This is a genomic window from Blastomonas sp. RAC04 (assembly GCF_001713435.1).
GTDB lineage: Bacteria > Pseudomonadota > Alphaproteobacteria > Sphingomonadales > Sphingomonadaceae > Blastomonas > Blastomonas fulva.
Map to the genome: position 1 here is coordinate 3,677,903 of NZ_CP016460.1, position 18,805 is coordinate 3,696,707.

Sequence of the window (18,805 nt, forward strand, 5' to 3'; positions counted from 1 at the left end):
TAAGGTTTGGAAAATCGTGCAAGCAATCCGGATGATCGGGCTAACGCCGGGAGATCCGTTCTGGCACCTTGATCGCACCGGACAAAAGGAACGAAACATGGCTCAGCTACACAACAGGACCATCCTCATCACAGGCGCATCAAGCGGAATTGGCGAAGCCACGGCCCGCGAACTTGCACAAGCCGGCGCCAATCTGTTTCTTGGCGCGCGGCGTACCGATCGGCTTGCTGCGCTGTCACGGGAACTCGGTGACCGAATCGGGTGGTGCGCCCTCGACGTCACCGATGCCACCAGCTTTGATGGTTTTGTCGATGCAGCCGAGGAGCGGTTCGGCCGTGTCGATGCGCTGGTGAACAACGCCGGCGTGATGCCGCTGTCGCCTCTGGCATCGGTCAAGCGTGACGAATGGAAGCGCATGATCGACGTCAACATCAATGGCGTGCTCAATGGCATCGCGTCCGTGCTGCCGCGCTTCACGGCGCAACGCGACGGACATGTCGTCAATGTCGCCTCGATCGGGGCACACATGGTTCTACCCACAGCAGCAGTCTATTGCGGCACCAAGCACGCCGTGCGGGCAATCACCGAAGGCCTGCGGCTCGAGCATGACGACATCCGTGCCACCCTGATCTCGCCCGGCGTGGTCGCCACCGAACTGGGCCATGATATCAGCGATCCGGCGCTGGCCGCCGATCTGTCGGAATGGCGCAAGAAGTCGCTGACCCCAGATGCTATCGCTCGCGTGGTGCGGTTTGCCCTCGAACAACCGACGGGCGTCGACATCAACGAAATCATCGTACGCCCGACGGCAGCGGGAATGTGACGTGTATCGGAGAGGGTTCACAGTTCCCTGAGAACCCTCTCCCAATATAGCACGCGAGCGCCCTGAGAGCGGGTTGCATGACCTTCCACGCGCCGCCCGCTCTCGCCATGTCCCGGTGCTGCTCACGCACAGCGCGCTGGCGACACCTGTGTTCATCCCAACCAGTCTCTTTGGATATCGGCGCCGCCGAAAACGATCTGGTTGCGCGTTTCTGGCGTGAACAGGGTGTAGAGGAAAGCTTGATCGCCTCCGCTGACAGCATCGAGCGCCGCGCGGTGCGCCGCTGGAAGATCGAGCGCAAGAGCCAGGACGTTGTCGGTTACCTGCCCAGGACGGCTTACGCCCATCAAGGTCGATGCGACCCCCGGCGTGCCGACCACCCAGGCTAGTGCGACGCGCGCAGGCGTCTGGTCCATCTTTGCAGCGACGTCACGCACCACGTCGACAATTTTCCAGTTTCGCTCGGTAAACAGCGTGTCGCCAAAGGGATTGTCGCCATCGAGGCGCTTGTCGGATTCCAATCGTGCGGTGTCTTCTGCGGCGCGTGTGTTGGGCACGCCGCCCTCCCGTTTCGGCGATGCTTCGACAACCTCGCGATCGTATTTGCCGGTCAGCAGTCCATAGGCCAGCGGACTCCATGGCACCAGACCCATGCCTGCAGCACGCGCGAGCGGAAGGTGCTCGCTCTCCGCCCCGCGCTCGACCAGCGAATAGAAATATTGCAGTCCGATCGGTCCGGCAGACCCGAGCATCTTGGCCAGGGTCGCGACCTGGGCGACATACCAGGCCGGGCTGTTGGAGATCCCCCAATAGCGAATCTTTCCGGATGCCACGAGCGCGGTCATCGTCCGCAGCAATTCGTCAGCCGGGGTCAGCCCGTCCCAGATGTGGACCCAGTAAAGATCGATGAAGTCGGTCCCCAGGCGTCGCAGCGAGGCATCTACCGAAGCCAGTATATGGCGCGCACCATTGCCCCCCGCATGATACCCGCGGCCTGTCGCGAAGCCGGATTTGGTCGATATCACTGTCCGATTTCGGATCGAGCGCTCAGCAATGAATGCGCCGACCATCTCTTCGGATCGACCACCGGCATAGACATCGGCGGTGTCGATGAAGTTTCCGCCGAGTTCGGTATAGCTGTCCATCACAGCGCGGCTGCCTGCTTCGTCCAAGCCCCAGCGTGGCGTGCCAAACGTCATGGTGCCAAGCGCCAGCGGACTGACAAGCAGGCCAGAATGGCCCAGCGGTCGGTAGGTGTCGAGATTCATGGGTTGGAGATCCTTGCATTGGCGTCCGCAGTAGATGGACGTAAAGTCCCGGCATGATTAGATAGCAATCGGCGCATGGGTCGCTGAAGGATTTTCAGTAATGGATCGCGATCGTTGGTCAGGCCTGGCGATATTTGCCGAGATCGTCGATGCCGGGAGCTTTGCGCGAGCTGCAGAGCGCTTGGGGCTGTCAGCGTCGGCGTTGAGCCATGCAATGCGATCGCTTGAGACGAAGCTGGGAGTCCGCCTTCTTGATCGCACCACTCGGTCGCTGGCGCCCACTTTAGCGGGCGAGGCGCTTCTGGCCAGCCTGAGACCCGCGATCGCGTCGGTCACACGCGCGCTCGACGATCTCGATAATGCGCGCGATACCCCGGCGGGCCGTATCCGGGTGAGTGCCCACCGGGTTGCTGCGGTCTACGCCATACTGCCTCGGCTGACGGACTTCGCGCGAAACTTCCCAGACATTGCAGTCGAACTAGTGGTGGACGATGGCTTCGTCGATATCGTGGCCGAGCGCTTCGACTGCGGAGTTCGGCACGCACAGGCGCTGCAAGGAGATATGATCTCGGTGCGCCTGGGCGATCCCGTGCCGCTGGTTTATGTTGCTTCCCCTGCTTATCTCGACGGGCAAGCCGCACCGACGTCTCCTTCTGATCTCGATGACCATCGGTGCCTCTGCTACCGCTATACATCTTCCGGGGTAGTCCACCGCTGGGGTTTTGAACGCGATGGCCGGTCTTTCGAGCGGACGATCCGCGGTGACTTCACCACCAATGATATCGATGTCCTGCGCGACGCTGCGGTCTCAGGGCTCGGTATAGCCTGCCTGCCGCTGCCGCATGCCGCCCTTCAGTTAGCGGCCGGGACGCTGGTTGAAGTTCTGTCAGGTTGGGCACCGACGTTGCCGCCAAACCACCTGTACTATCCGAGCCGCCGACAAGCCACTGCGGCATTCCGGGTGTTCGTGGATGCCATGCGCGCCGATCCTGCGGATGGATGAACGCCGCCCGGGCTGCGCAAGCGTTTTCGTGAGGTAGGCTGGCGATCACCATCGCGCGAAAAGCTGACTGCATCTTAGGCTCATTCGTCCCATGGGCCGGGTTCAGACGACGTTGTCCTTGTCCTGACCAAGGCCGAGATGGCAGCCGCATCCTCTGGGCAGGTCGGGTGATAGGTAATCATCGACAGATCAGGGCGCCCGTCCACGGCAAACGCCGAATACTCCAGGGGAACGAGCCCGAGAATTGGGTGACGCAACATCTTCACCCCATCACCATGCGAACGCACGTCATGGGTCTCCCACATCATGGCGAACTCGGGACTTGACCGGCTCAGTTCCGCCACCAGCGGCGCGGCCAGTTCGGTTGCGCCGGCGCGTGCCACCTCGGCGCGGAAAACTGCAACGACAAAGCGGGCAACATCGTCCCACTCGACCTGCGCAGCGCGTGCTTCGGCATCTAGGAAGATCAGGCGGAGAATGTTGCGCCGGTCTGGCGGAAGTGCCGCATAGTCCGTAAGCACTGCAGCAGCTGCGGCGTTCCAGGCGACCACATCCCATGTCATGGTGCGCAGGATTGCTGGCGTCGTCTCCATCGCATCGAGCACGCGCTGCAGCCGCGGGGTGACACCCTCAGCCGGCTTGTAGCGCACGTCGGGCAAGCGTCCCAGCGCCATCAAGAAAACATGCTCGCGCTCCGCCTCGGTAAGCAAGAGCGCAGACGCAACGCGATCCAGGACGTTAGCAGACGGTGCACCGCCGCGTCCCTGTTCGAGCCAGGTATACCAGGTGGCACTGATATTGGCCCGCTGCGCGACCTCTTCGCGCCGAAGCCCTGGTGTGCGCCGCCGTGAGGCTGAAAAGCCAAGCGCTGCGGGATTCAACCGTCTCCGCCGCGCTTTGAGATACGCACCCAAGGAGCCTTCGTCGGTCCTTTCGATTGCCATGCTGGTATTCCTTATACCATGATAAAGTCTCATCTTTACCCGGAAAGATTTTCGACCTTTAGCGCTTGCTTAGCAATCAGGGGAGCAAGAAATATGCGGGTTTTCGTAACCGGAGCCACGGGGTTTGTCGGGTCGGCTATTGTCGCTGAACTTCTGGGGGTGGGTCATCAGGTGGTCGGCCTCGCCAGGTCAGACAAGTCAGCCAAGGCGTTGGAAGCGGCAGGCGTCGAGGTCCGTTTGGGAAGTCTCGAGGACTTGAGCGGCCTGACGGAAGCGGCATCGGCTTCGGATGCAGTGATCCACACGGCGTTCGGCCACGACTTCACGCGCTTTGCCGAAAGCAGCGCCGTGGATCGCCATGCGATTGCCGCACTCGGCGAAGCCCTGTCAGGCAGCAGCCGCCCGCTGCTCGCAACAGCTGGAGTAGCCTTCCTTGCGCCCGGCCGCACAGCGGTTGAATCGGACACGCCGCCTGTTGATCCCGGCTATCCCCGCCAGTCCGAAGCTGCGATCGCGGCCCTGGCTGCGCGCGGTGTGCGCGCTTCCCTCGTGCGTCTGCCACCGTCTGTGCACGGACCCGGTGACCGGGGCTTCGTGCCGATGCTGGCCGACATCGCCCGCCAGAAAGGCGTGTCTGCATATATTGGTGAGGGCAACAATCGGTGGACGGGGGTTCACCGAAGCGATGCCGCGCGTGTCTACCGGCTCGCGCTGGAACATTGTGCGACCGAGCGCGCCTACCACGCTGTGGCCGAGGCGAGCATTCCGTTTCGCGCCATTGCCGAAAAGGTCGCCGCCGGGCTTGGCCTGCCGATCCGGTCGATTTCAGCGGACGAAGCGGCAGACCATTTCGGCTGGTTCGCTCCGTTCGCTGCAATGGACACGCCAGCTTCGAGCGAGCGGACGCGCGCAGTGCTCGGCTGGCAGCCGGACCAAGTCGGCTTGCTCACCGATCTGTCATCCCCAGGCTACTTTGACGGGGAGACTACAGGATGAACGCCAGAGTGAGGGTTGTGTCGGTGCCGTCACGTGCAAGAGAACCGCTCATGGTGCAGTTTGCCAAGCGTCTGCGAGGGGCGCGCGGGTCCCGATGGAGGCGTGATCGGCCTTGAACGATCGGATCGGGCCCCACCACCGCGCGGTCAGTGGCCGGCACCTTGCTGCCCAGCCTGCCAACTCATCCTGCGAAACCCGTTTGGAGGGCGCGCGAACGATCATCGCACAGGCGCCGGCTTCGGCAGCCACAGCAGCATCGCGGCAGCGAGCAGCGATCCGCACGCCATCGCCAGCCCAACCGAGGCCAGGCCCAGGTCGATGCTGAACAGGAACCCGGCGAGGATCGGTCCGACGGCGGCGCCGCCTCGGCCGAAGCCGATGACGAACCCGGTGCCGCTGGCGCGCACCGGGGTGGGGAAGGCCTGGGCGATCAGCGCGTACAGCCCGACCACACCGGCGTTGGTGCAGAAACCTGCCGCTGCCGCGACCGCTGCCAGCATGGCGATGTCGCTCTGGCCCTGGCCGAAGATGGTGACCGTCACGAACGACAGCAGCATCGCGCCGATCACCAGATTGCGGATAGGGAACCGCCAGCTCAAAGCGCTCAGCAGCAATGCGCCGATCAATCCGCCGACATTCGCCCAGACCAGGACCCCGCCCGCAGCCGATGCGGCGTATCCCATGTCGACGACGATCTTGGGCACCCATTTGAGGATGAAGTAGAAGGTCATGATGTGGCAGAAATAGGCCAGGGTCAGGAAAACCGTGGTTTTCGCGAGACCGGGAGCGAACATCTGGCGGTAGCCCGCCTTGGGCGCCGCAGGGTCCGGGTCGGGCAAGGCATCAACTTGGTCGTGGCCCATCCGCGACAGGATCGCATTGACCCGCGCCAGCGCGCCCGCTGGTCGCTTGTGCACCAGAAACCCGATCGATTCAGGGAGCAGCAGGAAGGTGACAGGCAGGAACACGGCGGTGATCACCGCGCCGAAGGTGAAGACGTCGCGCCAGTCGCCATCGACCAGCAGCTGCGATGCGAACGATCCGCCCAGGATAGCGCCCATCGGATAGCCCGCCGCCATGATCGCGACCGCGAGGCTGCGCGCGCGGGCGTTGGCGAATTCAGCGACCATCGCGTTGGTGCACGCCAGCATGCCGCCGATGCCAAGGCCGGTGAACAGCCGGTAGGCAGACAACTCCTCGACCGTCCCGGCAAATGTCGCCGCCGCCATGCCCAGCGCCATGATGACCAGGCATATCAGCGTTGTCGGCCTGCGTCCGATCCGGTCTGCGACCGACCCCAGAACGATCGATCCTGCGGCCATGCCGATCAGTTCCATCGACAGCACAAGGCCGAGCGCGGCGCGGTCGATGCCCCATTCGGCGGCAATTCCGGGCGAGGCAAAGCTGATCGCCAGCACGTCGAAGCCGTCGAGCGCGTTGAGCAGAACGCACAGCACGATGGCCGCGATCTGCAGCCTGCCCATCGGTGCCCTGTCGAGAGTGGCCCTCACGTCTGCGGTCATTCTCTCGCCCCCTCCGGTGCCATTCTCGTCGTTGCGGTCGTCACTCGTGCTGCGCGGCCGTCACCATCAATGCATCGAGCGCGATCACGCCTTTGCCGCAGGGATAGATGATGACGGGGTTGAGGTCGATCTCGGCGATGCCGGGCTCGCTCAAAAGGATGCGCCCAAGGGTGGCAACCAACCGGGCGACCGCATCGACATCGAGCGCAGGCGATCCGCGAAACCCGCGCAGGATTGCCGCGCTCTTGAGCAGATCCAGCTCGCGCAGGATCGCCTCGTGCGTCAGGTCTGGCGGCAGCAGCCGCACATCCTGCAGGATCTCGGCGGTCACCCCGCCAAAGCCGACCAGAATGACCGGCCCCCAATCGGGATCGTTCCTGGCGCCGATAATCAGCTCGGTGCCGCGCTCGCCCATCCCCTCGACCAGAACACCATCCAGCGCCATGCCCGGATCGTAAGCGGCGACATTGGCGTGGAGCCGGTCCCATCCTGCCCGCACAGCGTCCGCATCGGCCAGGTTCAGGATCACGCCACCGGCATCGCTCTTGTGGCTGAGCTCAGCCGACTGCGCCTTGATCACCACCGGAAACCCGATGCTGGCTGCTGCGGCCACCGCTTCGTCGGGCGAGGTGCAGAACGCGCCGCGCGGGAACGGCAGGCCGAGCGCGCCGAGAACCTGCTTGGCGCGGTATTCGGGCACGATGGCATTGCCGCTTGGCAGACCGGGAGCGGGAAGGGGGCTGACATCGCCGATCGCGAAATCGCGAAGGGCAAAGGCGTTCAACCGCCGCAGCGCCCGCAATGCGCGTTCGGTCGATGGGAAATAGGGGATCCCGAGCGCGCGAAGCTGATCGATATAATCGGTGCCGATCGGAGCGCCTTCATCGAGCCCGGCAAAGATCACCGGCTTGGCGGGCGAAAGTTCGCGCACCGCCCGCAGGATGGGCGGCAGCTTGATCGCCATCGTCACCGGGTCGGTCTGGATGATCCCGGCTAGCACGCTGCCGAAGCGATCGTCGTCGAACAATGCGGCGAGGGTGCGGTAATACAGGTCCGGTTCGACCAGCCCCTGTGCGGTCAGATCGAGCGGATTGCTCACACCGACAAACGGGGGCAGCGCCGCACGCAGGGCGGGCGCGTTGTCGTCGTCGATCTTCGGCAGATCGAGCCCGAGCCCCTCGCACAGATCGAGCGTCAGCGCCTTGAACGCGCCCGATTCGCCGAGCACCGCAACCCCGGCTGCCGGGATGATCGGACAGCGCAGCGCGATCTCGGCGATATCGCCCAGCTCTTCGAGCGTTTCGGCGAAGATCGCACCTGCGCGTTCAACCTTCACCCGCATCAGTTGATAATCGCCCGCCATCGCGCCGGTATGGGTGGCAGCGGACTCGCGTGCGGCGCTGCTCTTGCCGGGGTGGAGCAGCACGATCGTCTTGCCCAGCGCCCGCGCCCGCCGCGCCGCTGCCATGAAGCGCTGCGGATGGCGGAACTGCTCGACGATCATCGCGATGACCTTGGTGGCGGAATCGTCCAGCAGATATTCGACATAATCCTCGACGCCGCTCGCGGCCTCGTTGCCGGTCGAGATCGAGAACGACAGGCCCAGGTCCCGGTTGGCCAATGTGGTGCACAATACGCAGGCCATCGCCCCGCTTTGCGAGACGACACCGATGCCGACGCGCGCGCCCAGCGCCTTGGCGTCGGTTTCGACGAAGGTCAGCGGAACGCGGTCGATGAAGTTGGTCATCCCAAGGCAATTGGGCCCTTCGATCACCATCCCGCTAGCCGCAGCGACCTGCCCGATGGCGCGCTGCTCGGCCAACCCCTCTTCGCCGCCCTCGGCAAAGCCTGCGGAGAAGATGATCGCCGAACCGACCCCGCGCCCCGCCAGCGCGCGCACCGTGTCCAGCACAGCCGCGCGCGGAATGGCGAGCACGGCGCAATCGACCCCATCGGGCAACGCCTCGACCGAGGGAAGGCATGGCCGTCCCTCGATCTCGGCCCGCTTGGGGTTGATCAGGTGGATATCGCCTGAAAACCCGTTGCGGACCAGATTGGACAGCACAGAGTTGCCCAAGGCACCGGGCTTTTCGGAAGCACCGACGATCGCCACCGAGCGGGGGCGCAGCAGGCGATCAAGCGATGCGGCGCGGGTGGCCGGGACAGGCGGAGCGAGGGTGTCGGCTGACATGGCAGGGCGTTTCCGGCTTTGGTCTGGGGCTGATCAGGCAGAGGTTTTCGAGCGGTCGTAGGCGCCCAGACCCGGCTTGTAGGTCTTGTCGTCGATGAACTGCTTGATGCCTTCCTTGCGGCCATCATTGTCATAGCTGTTGGCGGCCTCCTGCGCGCGGATCAGATAATCCTCGGCATTGTCATAGCTCATCTCGCGCACCCGGCGGATGGCGTCCTTGGTGGCCTTGAGTGCGATCGGGTTCTTCTTGAGCAGCACGTTGGCGACCTCGGTCACGCGCGCCCTGAGCTGGTCGAGCGGCAGCGATTCGTTGACGAAGCCCCATTGTGCTGCGGTCTTTCCATCGACATTCTCGCCCATCATCGCGTGGTACATCGCGTTGCGGAAGCTGGTGAGCTCGGTGGCGACCTTGGCTGCGCCGCCGCCGGGCAGGATGCCCCAGTTGATCTCCGACAGCCCGAACTGCGCGTCGTCCGCGGCAAACGCCAGGTCACAGGCGAACAGCGGGCCATAGCCGCCGCCAAAGCACCAGCCGTTGACCATCGCGATCGTCGGCTTCTGGTACCAGCGCAGGCGGCGCCACCAGCCATAGCTCTCGCGCTGGGCGCCGCGGGTGCCGCGCAGGCCGTCAGCCTCGGTCTCGCGAAAATACTCCTTGAGATCCATGCCCGCCGACCAGGCGGTGCCTTCGCCGGTCAGCACCAGCACGCCAACATCCTCGCGGAACTCCAGTGCATCGAGCACGCGCATCATCTGACGGTTGAGGCGCGGCGACATGCAGTTGCGCTTGTCGGGGCGGTTGAAGTTCACCCATGCGATGCCGTTTTCGACCGAAAAGGTCACCGTGGCGAGTTCAACCGGGTCGATTCCGTCGATATTCAAGGTGTTGGTCATGTCAGGCGCTTTCCGAGATTGTCGTGATGGACATGTCATGACGGACATGTCGTGATGGAAAAGGGTTCAGATGGGAAAGTGGCCGGGCTGGGTCTCGATGGTGATCCAGCGCAGGTCGGTGAAGCTGTCGATGCCGGCCTGGCCGCCGAACTTGCCATAGCCAGAGGCCTTGGTGCCGCCGAAGGGCATCTGCGCCTCGTCGTGCACTGTGGGGCCATTGACGTGGCAGATGCCGGACTTGATCAGCCGCGCAACGCGAAGCCCGCGCGCGATATCGCGGGTGAAGACCGAGGCGGACAGCCCGTATTCGGTGTCGTTGGCAAGCTCGACCGCATGCGCCTCGTCGGCTGCGCGGACGATGGCGACGACGGGGCCGAAGCTTTCCTCGCGGAACAGCCGCATGTCCGGCGTGACCGCGTCGATGACATGCGCGGGCATCAGAACGCCATCGGATGAGCCGCCGTTGATCTGGCGTGCGCCCTGCGCGACCGCCTCATCGACCAGCGCCTGGACGTGCGCGACCGTCTTGGTATCGACGACAGCGCCCAGCGGGGTCTTGCCTTCGCGCGGATCGCCCACCGCCAGCGTCGCAACCTTGGCGCGGAATTTTTCGGCAAAGGCATCGGCCACCGCATCGACGACGATAATCCGCTCTGTCGACATGCAGATCTGGCCCTGGTTCATGAACGCGCCGAACGCTGCCGCCTTGACCGCCTCGTCGAGGTCGGCGTCGTCTAGCACGATCAGCGGCGCCTTGCCGCCCAGTTCGAGCAGCACCGGCTTGAGGTGCTCGGCCGCGCGCCTGGCGATGATTCGGCCCACGGCGGTCGATCCGGTGAAGTTGATCCGCCGCACCGCAGGGTGATCGATCATCGCGCCGACGACATCGCCTGCATCTTCGGGCGCATTGGTAACCAGATTGACGATGCCATCGCCGAAGCCGGCTTCGACAAACGCCTCAACGATCAGCGCATGGGTGCGCGGACACTGTTCGGACGCCTTGAGCACCACGGTGTTGCCGCAGGCGAGCGGCACCGCGATCGCGCGCACGCCCAGGATGATCGGCGCATTCCACGGCGCGATGCCCAGCACAACACCGGCGGGCTCGCGCACGGCCATCGCGATGCAGCCGGGCTTGTCGGAAGGGATGACCTCGCCGCTGATCTGGGTGGTGATCGCGGCCGCCTCGCGCACCATGCTGCTGGCCAGCATCAGGTTGAACCGCGCCCAGCCTTCGGTTGCGCCGACCTCGTTCATCATCGCGTCGATGAATGCATCGGCCTTGGCGTCGAGTGCATCGGCCGCCTTGGCGAGCTTTGCGCGGCGGGCGTTGGGGCCGAGCGCGGACCATGCGGGGAAGGCGGCAGCGGCGGCATCGACTGCGGCACAGGCGTCCTGCGAAGTCGCGGCCGCCGCAGCCGTTGCGGCAGCGCCGGTAACCGGGTTATGGCGGGTGAACGTCGCGGCTGTCGTCATCGGTTGACCACCGATTGAAAGGGAAATGGTGTGCATCATTCAAGTTCCTCTCACTCACCGTTATTGCTATAAAGCATAGCTATGTTGATTGTTATGCACAATAGCGGTTTTGGACTTTCGTGATGGATGCAGGCTCCCCGGACAAGGATGTTTCTCGGGTCCCCGATCCGCTGGAGGATCTGCTGGGCTACTGGCTGCGCCGCGCATCAACAGCGATGATGGCCGATCTGGGTTCGTCGCTCGCGCCGGCGGATCTGCGCCCGACCGAGGCGACGATCCTGATCCTCATCCGCGCCAATCCGGGTCTGACCCAAAGCGACATCGGGCGGGTGCTGGGGATCGCGCGTGCCAACATGGCGCCGTTGATGGGCGGGCTGCTGAAACGGGGGTTCATCCAGAAATCACGGGTGGATGGCCGATCGCAGTCGCTGGCTCTGACGGAATTGGGGGTCGACAAGGTCTGCGCCGCGCAGACGATCATCGATGCGCACGAGGCCCGGTTTCGGGAAGGACTGGATGTCGCACTGCTGCCAGACATGATCGCTGCGCTCAGGACGCTGGCTGGCAGCGAGACCTAGACCAGGCTGTTCGATCCGGTAGTGCTCTTCTCGGGCTTATCGCAGTTGCCCCGCCGGCCGGGGATCACCGCGGCCTCTGCGCCTCCATCAGCCGGATGATATCTGCGAGCGTCGACGTCACCGGCGTCGCGATGCCCGCCTGGGCGGCGGCGAGCACAACGGCACCGTTGATCGACTCGATCTCCGTTGCGCGGCCGGCCAGCATGTCCTGCAACATCGATGCCTTGTGGCCACGATGATTGGCCAGCGCAAAGTCGATCTTGCCCCAGATCCGCGTGGTATCGATCGGCACTCCCCGGGCAGCGGCGGTTGCGACGACCTCTGAGACCACCGCTGTGATGATGCGGCGACCCGCGGGATGGTCCATGCCGCCCACCGTTGCGCCGCTGACCGTGGCAAGTGCATTGAGCGCGGCGTTGAACGCCACCTTCTCCCAGATCGCCACCTCGACCCGGGCGTCGGCTTCGGCGTTCATCCCGCTCAGGGTTAGCAGCTGCGCCACCTGCTCGGCGACGGGATGCATCCTGGCCGCCATGCTGCCCAGCCGGACATGCCCCAGGCCATGCGAAGCCACGCAGTTGGGGCCTTCGAGATCGGCGGGAATGTCGGTGACCCCCATCATCACCCGCTCGGGCGTGAAGACCTCTGCGAGGATTTCCGCATTGCCGATGCCGTTCTGCAATGTCAGCGCAAAGCTTTTGCCATCTGCAAGATGCGCGACCGATTGCGCGGCTGCCGCGCTATGCATACCCTTGGTGAACAGCATGACGAGGGCCACCCCGGGCGCGACATCCTGCGCGCGCATGGCACGGGTGGCGACAACCCGCTCTCCCCGATCGTCGCTCACCTTGATGCCTTCGCGGGCCAGCAGCTCCAGCCGCACCGGGTCGATGTCGACCAAAGTCACGGACAACCCCGCCTCCCCGAGGCGCGCGGCGAAATAGCAGCCCATGGCACCTGCTCCGACGATCACGATATTCTGCATGGCGCTCTCCCCTGTTCCGCGAGGTTGAAGCGCTACTCGCGATGACGCAGCGCTGCAAACGGGCCCATTCAGGCCGTCTCCGCGACCTGTGGCAGCATTTCGAGAAAGCGCCGCGCCGCGTCTGGCAGCAGGCCACGCGACCGCCGATAGACGTAGAAGCTGCGGTGCAGCGACAGTTCGGGGATGGTCAGCAGCTTGATCGTCCCGTTGCCGACCTCGCTCTCGATCAGCGGATGCGGCAGCCAGCCCAGCACCCTGCCGTGCACGACACAGGCGACCTGCGCGCCCACCGATGTGGCTTCGATCGCAACGGTCGGAAGCGCTTGTCCGCTTGTGCGGACCAGCGCATCGAACAAAGATCGCGGCGTCGATCCGGCAGGGGGCATCACCCAGTTCTCCTTCAGCACCCTTTCCAGATCGACATCGCTGGCGCGCGCCAGCGGATGCTGTGTCGAGCAGAAGACGGTGAAGACATCATCGAACTGGCACTGGCTGATCCGCACCATGTCGGGATGATCGGGCAATTGAGGGGCAATCATCAAATCGATTTTCCGCGCAAGCAAAGCCTCGGTCAGCGTGCCCTGAGGCGCTTCCAGAAGCGCAATGCGCAGCGCGGAAGCGGCCTTGAGCAGGCGGGCTGATGCCTTGGGTACCAGGCTGCGCGTGGCTGCGGCGACCGCCCCCAGACGGACCGTGCCCCGCTGGATTCCTTGCACCGCGTCGAGCGCCTCGCTCGCCTGCTGCATCTCGAACAGCAGCATGCGGGCGTAAGGGGCAAACACCTCTCCCGATGCGGTCAGCGTCATGCCCTTGCTGTGCCGCTCGAACAGGTCGACCCCCAGCCGCTGTTCCATCTCTCGGATCAGCCTGCTCAGGGTCGGTTGCGTCATGTTGTTGACTATCGCGGCGCGCCCGACGCTGCCGGTGTCGACCACAGCCACAAAGGCTGCGAGCTTGCGTTGATCGAAAGTCATGCAAAAAACGTATGACATTGCTGATAATTTGCAATGGTTGAAATGTCCGTGTTCGCTCAATGCTGCTGCAACAGGAGAGAGCACCGCGCCATGACAACCGTGAGAGAGGCCACGATAGCGCTGCTGCGCGCGCTGGACATGCAAACCATCTTCGGCAACCCCGGATCGACCGAGTTGCCGCTGTTTCGCGATTTTCCCGACGATTTCCGCTATGTTCTGGGGCTTCAGGAATCGATCGTGGTGGCCATGGCGGATGGCTATGCGCAAGCCACGCGCAACGCCGCGCTGGTCAATCTCCATTCGTCTGCCGGAACCGGCCATGCGCTGGGCAATCTGTTCACCGCATTCAAGAACCAGACACCGTTGGTGATCACCGCCGGACAACAGGCGCGATCGATCCTGTCGTGCGAACCGTTCCTGTTTGCCGAGCGCGCAACCGAATTTCCGCGACCCTTTGTCAAATGGGCGTGCGAGCCTGCGTGCGCGCAGGATGTGCCGGCCGCTATCGCGCGCGCGTATTACGTCGCGATGGAGCCGCCGTGCGGGCCGACGTTCGTTTCGATCCCGGTCGATGACTGGGACAGGCCCTGTGAACCGATCAGGGCGCGCAGGGTTTCCGCCATCAATCCCGGCGATCCGGCCGCACTCACGGATGCCGCCGACGCGCTGGCGATTGCCGATCGACCGGTGATCGTGGTCGGCGCTGGCGTCGCACGCGAACAGGCCTGGGACGAGGTGATCGCGCTGGCCGAACGGCACAACGCGCCGGTCTGGGTGGCACCGATGTCGGCGCGCAACAGCTTCCCCGAAGACCACCGGCTGTTTGCAGGCTTTCTCGATGCTGGCCGCGAAAAGATCGTCGCCCGCCTCCAGGGACATGATCTCATCCTGGTTCTGGGGGGACCGCTGTCGCTCTATCATGTCGAAGGCTTTGGGCCGCATGTGCCCGAAGGCTCGCGTGTCATCCAGATCGTCGACAACCCTGCCCAGGCCGCCTGGGCGCCCGATGGCATGGCTGTTGTCGCCAACACCCGGCTTGCGATCCTTAGCCTGCTTGCCGGACCGCTGCCGATGGAGCGTGCCGCTCCGCCGTTGCGGCAACCGGCGCCCGTGCTGCAAGGCATGGAGTTTTCGGATTCGTTCGTGATGCAGCAGATTGCCAGGCTCCGCCCACGCGGCGCCATTGTCGTGGAAGAGGCACCGTCAAGCCGCGGACCGATGCACGACCATCTGCCGATGCTCGAGCGTGACACGTTCTATACCTGCGCCAGTGGCGGCCTTGGCCATGGTCTTCCTGCCGCGGTCGGGGTCGCGCTGGCACGCCCATCCGAAAAGGTGATCGCCATCCTGGGCGATGGATCGAGCATGTACGCGATTCAAGGGCTCTGGTCGGCGGTGCAACTGGGCTTGTCGATCAGCTTCATCATCATCAACAACGGCGGCTATGCGGCGCTGGCCAGTTTCGGCAGGATCTTCGGCCTCGACAAGACCGTCGGGACGCAATTGCCCGACATCGATTTCTGCGCGCTGGCCGAAGGCCAGGGGTTGAGCGCAGTCAGGGTCATAGATGCCAATGGACTTGATGCTGCGCTGGCCGCATCCTTCAGTGCCCGTGGCTCGACGCTTGTCGAAGTCGTGGTGTCCTGATGCGCACATGCCAAAGGATCGCAGAATGTTGAAAGGTCGGCTCGCCGAACTCATCGATGACCGTCCGGATGATGGGGTGTTCCGCGTCAGCCGTGCGATTTTCGATGACCCCGATGTTTTCGATCTCGAGATGCGCCACATCTTCGAAGGCGGCTGGGTGTTTCTCGGGCTGGCGGCGCAAGCCCCTGGGCCGTATGATTATTTTACCACCACGATCGGGCGCGTTCCGGTTCTTGTCAGCCGCGATGGCGATGGAAAGCTCCACGGGCTGGTCAACAGCTGCCCCCATAAGGGGTCGCGCGTTGCCCAGAGGTTGCACGGCAATGCCCGTTTGCACGTCTGCCCCTATCACAGCTGGTCGTTCGACAGTGCCGGCCAGAACAAGGCGATCAAGTGGCGAAAGGCCGGTTGCTATGCCGACAGCTTCGACGCATCGAGCCATGATCTTCCCGCGCTCCCTGTTTTCGGGGAGTATCGCGGATTTCTGTTTGGCAGCCTGAACGCCGCGGTGCCATCGCTCACCGAACATCTGGGCGAGGCCGCAATCCTGCTCGATCTGATCGCCGATCAAAGCGAGGAGGGGGTCGAGCTGGTCCCCGGCGAGGTGACGTTCACCTACGATGCGAACTGGAAGCTGCAGCTGGAAAACTGCTCCGATGCCTATCATTTCACCTCAGCACATCCGTCCTACATCCGCGTGCTCGAACAGCGTAAAGAACAGAACGATGCCAGCGTGGTGCGCTCGGTCTGGGAAAGCAGCGAATACTGGACGGGCGACGCCGAAGGTATCCAGGGTGGGAGCTACAGCTTTCAGTACGGCCATGTCCTCAACTGGGGCCGGTTTGAGATATCGGACGCTCTGCCGCTTTATGGCCGGGCGACGGTGCTGGCAGAGCGGCACGGTGAGGCCAAGCGCGACTGGATGTTCAACATGCGCAACCTGACGATCTTTCCCAATCTGCAGATTGCGGAGAACGCCTCGAGCCAGCTGCGCGTGATCCGACCGGTCGGGGTCGGCAGGACCGAAATGCGCACCTGGTGTATCGCTCCCAAGGGCGAGACGGCCGAGGCACGCCGCCAGCGCATCCGCCAGTACGAGGATTTCTTCAACCCCAGCGGCATGGCCACGCCCGATGATACCGTGAGCTACGAGAACTGCCAGCGCGGCTTTGCCAGCCGCGTCGAGCCATGGTTGCAGGGCTATGCGCGCGGCATGACGGCGAGCAGGCCGGGAGGCAATTTGTTCTCCCAGCCTTTGAGCATGGAACCCCAGTTCAGCGTGCTGGCGGATGCCCAGCTGTGCGACGAGACGCTGTACCACAGCTATTATCGCGAATGGGCTCGCCGCATGCTGGAGGGATCAGCGTCGTGACCGGCCCCCTGTCCCGCAACGACGCGGAAGAATTTCTCTACACCGAGGCTTTGCTGCTCGATGAGAGTCGCTGGGAAGAATGGCTCGAACTGTATCTGCCCGACTCGGTGTTCTGGGTGCCGGCGTGGCGCGATGAGACAACCCCGACGCAAGACCCGGAAAGCGAACTGTCGCTGATCTACTATCGCGGGCGCCGCAATCTCGAGGACCGGGTCTGGCGGGCCCGATCGGGAGTGTCCGTGGCTTCCACGCCACCTTCGCGCGTCGTGCACGCCATCACCAACGTGCTGGTCGAGCGCGCCGACAGCAGCGAAGCCATCATCTCGTCGTGCTTTACCGTCCACCTCTACGACCGCCGCAGCGATCGCAGCCATGTGTTCTTTGGGCGCTATCAGCATGCCCTGCAGCGTGTCGATGGAGCCTGGCGCATCGCGGCCAAGAAAATCCTGCTGCTCAACGACGTCATCCCCACCGTCGTCGATTTCTACTCGATTTAGCAGCGGATCGCACAGGCAGCCGTGGTTTCGAGACCATCCTGACCCGTGACGCGTGCGATGATGGCGCTGGCGGACGTGTCCAGCCGATCGCCCGCCCAGGCAACGAAACCGTCGGGGCGCAGCAAGACCAGCCGCGCGCCATAGGCCTCTCGTCCATTGTCGAACGTGTCATGCAGCACCGCCAACGGAACACGGCAGGCGTTTGCTGCGGTCTCGAAGGCCGCCACGTCGTCCGCCTCGGCGTCGAGCGCCAGCAGGGTCAATCCGGCTCTGGCGATATCCGGCCCTGCGTTGCCGTTCGACATGGCCCTTGGCGCGAGATGATGGCCGGGCCGCGCGGCAAAGCTGTGCGCACCGACCGCGCTGCAAACCGCGCCGTCCGGTCCGAACACGATCGGCGAACCAGCATAATGCGGCGCAAAGCTTTCCACTTCGGCCTTTGCATCCGTACCTCGGTTGCGCCACTCCGTCTCGAAGGCGTCTTGGTCCTTGGCGGGCGAATACCGGGCAAGAAACCGGCTGTCTTCGCGGATCGACTTTTCGATGAAGTCTCGCGCGGTGGATTCGAAGACCGGATGGCGTTCGGCATGGTAGCTGTCGAGCAGATGCGCGCCGCCCCAGCCGTGCAGAACTGCGGCCAGCTTCCAGCCCAGATTGCGCGCATCTTCCAGGCCGGTGTTGATGCCATAGCCGCCATAAGGCGGATGGCTGTGCGCCGCATCGCCGGCCAGGAAGATCCGGCCGGCCCGATAGGCGTCGGCCTGCGCAAAGCGCAGATCCCAAAAGCCGGTATATTCGATCGCCACGTCGAACTCGGCCCCCACCGCGCGGTGAAGATAGCCTGCAAAATCGAAGGCCTCGGTTCGCGCGCTGTCTGGCACCGGGGCGTGGAAGAACCAGTTGCCGTCAAGATCGACCCGGCCAAGGAACATCCAGTAGCCCTCAAGCTCGGGTGTGAGGACATTATAGAAGGATTTGCCGGGAAACCGCTCGAGCAACTGGTTGAGGCCATCGGAGCGAAAGACGATCAGCGCCATGGTCCGGTCGTGGTCGGACCGCGTCTCGGTGATTTGGGCCTCGTGACGGATCAGCGACCTGCTTCCGTCGCAGCCGACCAGATACTGCGCTGTCGCCGCATGTTCGGTCCCGGCGGTATCCCGGTAACGGATTGTGACGCCGCCCTCGTCTTGCGAAACGGCCTGCGCCGTACAGCCCAGCGCGGTGACGACAGAGGGCAGGGCGGTGACCCGATCGCGCAGGACCTGCTCGGTGCAGTATTGTGGCAGCCTCTCGTTGTCCGTCCGGTAATACTCACGCACCCGTTCGCGGGCGAGCCAATCGTAACGATATTCCCCCAGCAGGGTGCCATAAGCCGTGAGCCCGCCGATGCCGTATTCCGGGGGGATTGTGCGCGCATTGCGCAGGGCAGCTTCGGCGTCCCACGCCTGAAAGTGCTCCATGGTGCGCTGCGTGAGATTCTGCCCCTTGGGCACCCGCACCGGGGTGGCGTGGCGCTCGACGAGCAGGACCGAAATCCCGGCCTGGCCCAGTTGCACCGCGAGGCCGAGGCCCACCGGTCCGCCGCCCACAATCACGACGTCATAGGTATCGCCCACGCCTCACCCTCCAGATAT

General features: G+C 64.1%; 16 protein-coding genes. 7 read left to right on the plus strand and 9 right to left on the minus strand.

Annotated elements, in window-relative coordinates; genetic code table 11:
- Nucleotides 1-97 precede the first annotated feature (97 nt).
- Nucleotides 98-823 carry an SDR family oxidoreductase gene (locus BSY18_RS18090; protein WP_069051414.1) on the plus strand — a complete coding sequence of 242 codons (726 nt, stop codon included), beginning with the start codon at nucleotides 98-100 and terminating at the stop codon, nucleotides 821-823.
- Nucleotides 824-975: 152 nt separating this feature from the next.
- Here BSY18_RS18090 and BSY18_RS18095 read toward each other — a convergent pair whose 3' ends face one another.
- Complete coding sequence (locus tag BSY18_RS18095; RefSeq protein ID WP_069051415.1) at nucleotides 976-2,091, minus strand: aldo/keto reductase; 1,116 nt, start codon at nucleotides 2,089-2,091, stop codon at nucleotides 976-978.
- 100 nt (nucleotides 2,092-2,191) lie between these two features.
- Between BSY18_RS18095 and BSY18_RS18100 the strand changes: the two genes are divergently transcribed.
- Nucleotides 2,192-3,094 carry a LysR family transcriptional regulator gene (locus BSY18_RS18100; protein WP_054133727.1) on the plus strand — a complete coding sequence of 301 codons (903 nt, stop codon included), beginning with the start codon at nucleotides 2,192-2,194 and terminating at the stop codon, nucleotides 3,092-3,094.
- Between the two features lie 80 nt (nucleotides 3,095-3,174).
- On the opposite strand, the gene BSY18_RS18105 is transcribed toward BSY18_RS18100, so the two are convergent.
- The gene (locus BSY18_RS18105) at nucleotides 3,175-4,038 is read right to left on the minus strand and encodes a helix-turn-helix transcriptional regulator (protein ID WP_069051416.1); all 864 of its coding nucleotides are present in this window, start codon (nucleotides 4,036-4,038) and stop codon (nucleotides 3,175-3,177) included.
- 93 nt (nucleotides 4,039-4,131) lie between these two features.
- On the opposite strand from BSY18_RS18105, the gene BSY18_RS18110 reads away from it, so the two are divergent.
- On the plus strand, nucleotides 4,132-5,034 hold the full coding sequence (locus tag BSY18_RS18110; RefSeq protein ID WP_069051417.1) for an SDR family oxidoreductase: 903 nt from the start codon (nucleotides 4,132-4,134) through the stop codon (nucleotides 5,032-5,034).
- Between the two features lie 218 nt (nucleotides 5,035-5,252).
- On the opposite strand, the gene BSY18_RS18115 is transcribed toward BSY18_RS18110, so the two are convergent.
- The 4 genes from BSY18_RS18115 to BSY18_RS18130 form a co-directional block, all read right to left on the minus strand.
- Nucleotides 5,253-6,557, minus strand: coding sequence for an MFS transporter (locus tag BSY18_RS18115; protein WP_069051418.1), 1,305 nt, complete (start codon nucleotides 6,555-6,557; stop codon nucleotides 5,253-5,255).
- A 40-nt stretch (nucleotides 6,558-6,597) separates the two neighbouring features.
- Nucleotides 6,598-8,748, minus strand: coding sequence for an acetate--CoA ligase family protein (locus BSY18_RS18120; RefSeq protein ID WP_069051419.1), 2,151 nt, complete (start codon nucleotides 8,746-8,748; stop codon nucleotides 6,598-6,600).
- Between the two features lie 33 nt (nucleotides 8,749-8,781).
- Nucleotides 8,782-9,642: a p-hydroxycinnamoyl CoA hydratase/lyase gene (locus tag BSY18_RS18125; RefSeq protein ID WP_069051420.1), complete on the minus strand. Its 861-nt coding sequence runs from the start codon at nucleotides 9,640-9,642 to the stop codon at nucleotides 8,782-8,784.
- A 66-nt stretch (nucleotides 9,643-9,708) separates the two neighbouring features.
- On the minus strand, nucleotides 9,709-11,118 hold the full coding sequence (locus BSY18_RS18130) for an aldehyde dehydrogenase (protein WP_069051421.1): 1,410 nt from the start codon (nucleotides 11,116-11,118) through the stop codon (nucleotides 9,709-9,711).
- Between the two features lie 122 nt (nucleotides 11,119-11,240).
- On the opposite strand from BSY18_RS18130, the gene BSY18_RS18135 reads away from it, so the two are divergent.
- Nucleotides 11,241-11,696, plus strand: coding sequence for a MarR family winged helix-turn-helix transcriptional regulator (locus BSY18_RS18135; RefSeq protein WP_069051422.1), 456 nt, complete (start codon nucleotides 11,241-11,243; stop codon nucleotides 11,694-11,696).
- Between the two features lie 64 nt (nucleotides 11,697-11,760).
- On the opposite strand, the gene BSY18_RS18140 is transcribed toward BSY18_RS18135, so the two are convergent.
- Entirely contained in the window at nucleotides 11,761-12,681 is a 921-nt protein-coding gene (locus BSY18_RS18140; protein WP_069051423.1) for a ketopantoate reductase family protein, read from the minus strand.
- Nucleotides 12,682-12,749: 68 nt separating this feature from the next.
- Nucleotides 12,750-13,655, minus strand: coding sequence for a LysR family transcriptional regulator (locus BSY18_RS18145; RefSeq protein ID WP_069051424.1), 906 nt, complete (start codon nucleotides 13,653-13,655; stop codon nucleotides 12,750-12,752).
- A gap of 90 nt (nucleotides 13,656-13,745) precedes the next feature.
- Between BSY18_RS18145 and mdlC the strand changes: the two genes are divergently transcribed.
- The 3 genes from mdlC to BSY18_RS18160 are packed head-to-tail and all read left to right on the plus strand — an operon-like array spanning nucleotide 13,746 to nucleotide 17,171.
- Nucleotides 13,746-15,302: a benzoylformate decarboxylase gene (gene mdlC / locus BSY18_RS18150; protein ID WP_069051425.1), complete on the plus strand. Its 1,557-nt coding sequence runs from the start codon at nucleotides 13,746-13,748 to the stop codon at nucleotides 15,300-15,302.
- A 25-nt stretch (nucleotides 15,303-15,327) separates the two neighbouring features.
- The gene (locus BSY18_RS18155) at nucleotides 15,328-16,674 is read left to right on the plus strand and encodes an aromatic ring-hydroxylating oxygenase subunit alpha (protein ID WP_069051426.1); all 1,347 of its coding nucleotides are present in this window, start codon (nucleotides 15,328-15,330) and stop codon (nucleotides 16,672-16,674) included.
- The gene (locus tag BSY18_RS18160) at nucleotides 16,671-17,171 is read left to right on the plus strand and encodes an aromatic-ring-hydroxylating dioxygenase subunit beta (RefSeq protein ID WP_236823407.1); all 501 of its coding nucleotides are present in this window, start codon (nucleotides 16,671-16,673) and stop codon (nucleotides 17,169-17,171) included. The genes BSY18_RS18155 and BSY18_RS18160 overlap by 4 nt, the downstream gene beginning before the upstream one ends.
- Here BSY18_RS18160 and BSY18_RS18165 read toward each other — a convergent pair.
- Entirely contained in the window at nucleotides 17,168-18,787 is a 1,620-nt protein-coding gene (locus tag BSY18_RS18165) for an FAD-dependent oxidoreductase (RefSeq protein ID WP_069051427.1), read from the minus strand. The genes BSY18_RS18160 and BSY18_RS18165 overlap by 4 nt on opposite strands.
- Nucleotides 18,788-18,805 lie beyond the last annotated feature (18 nt).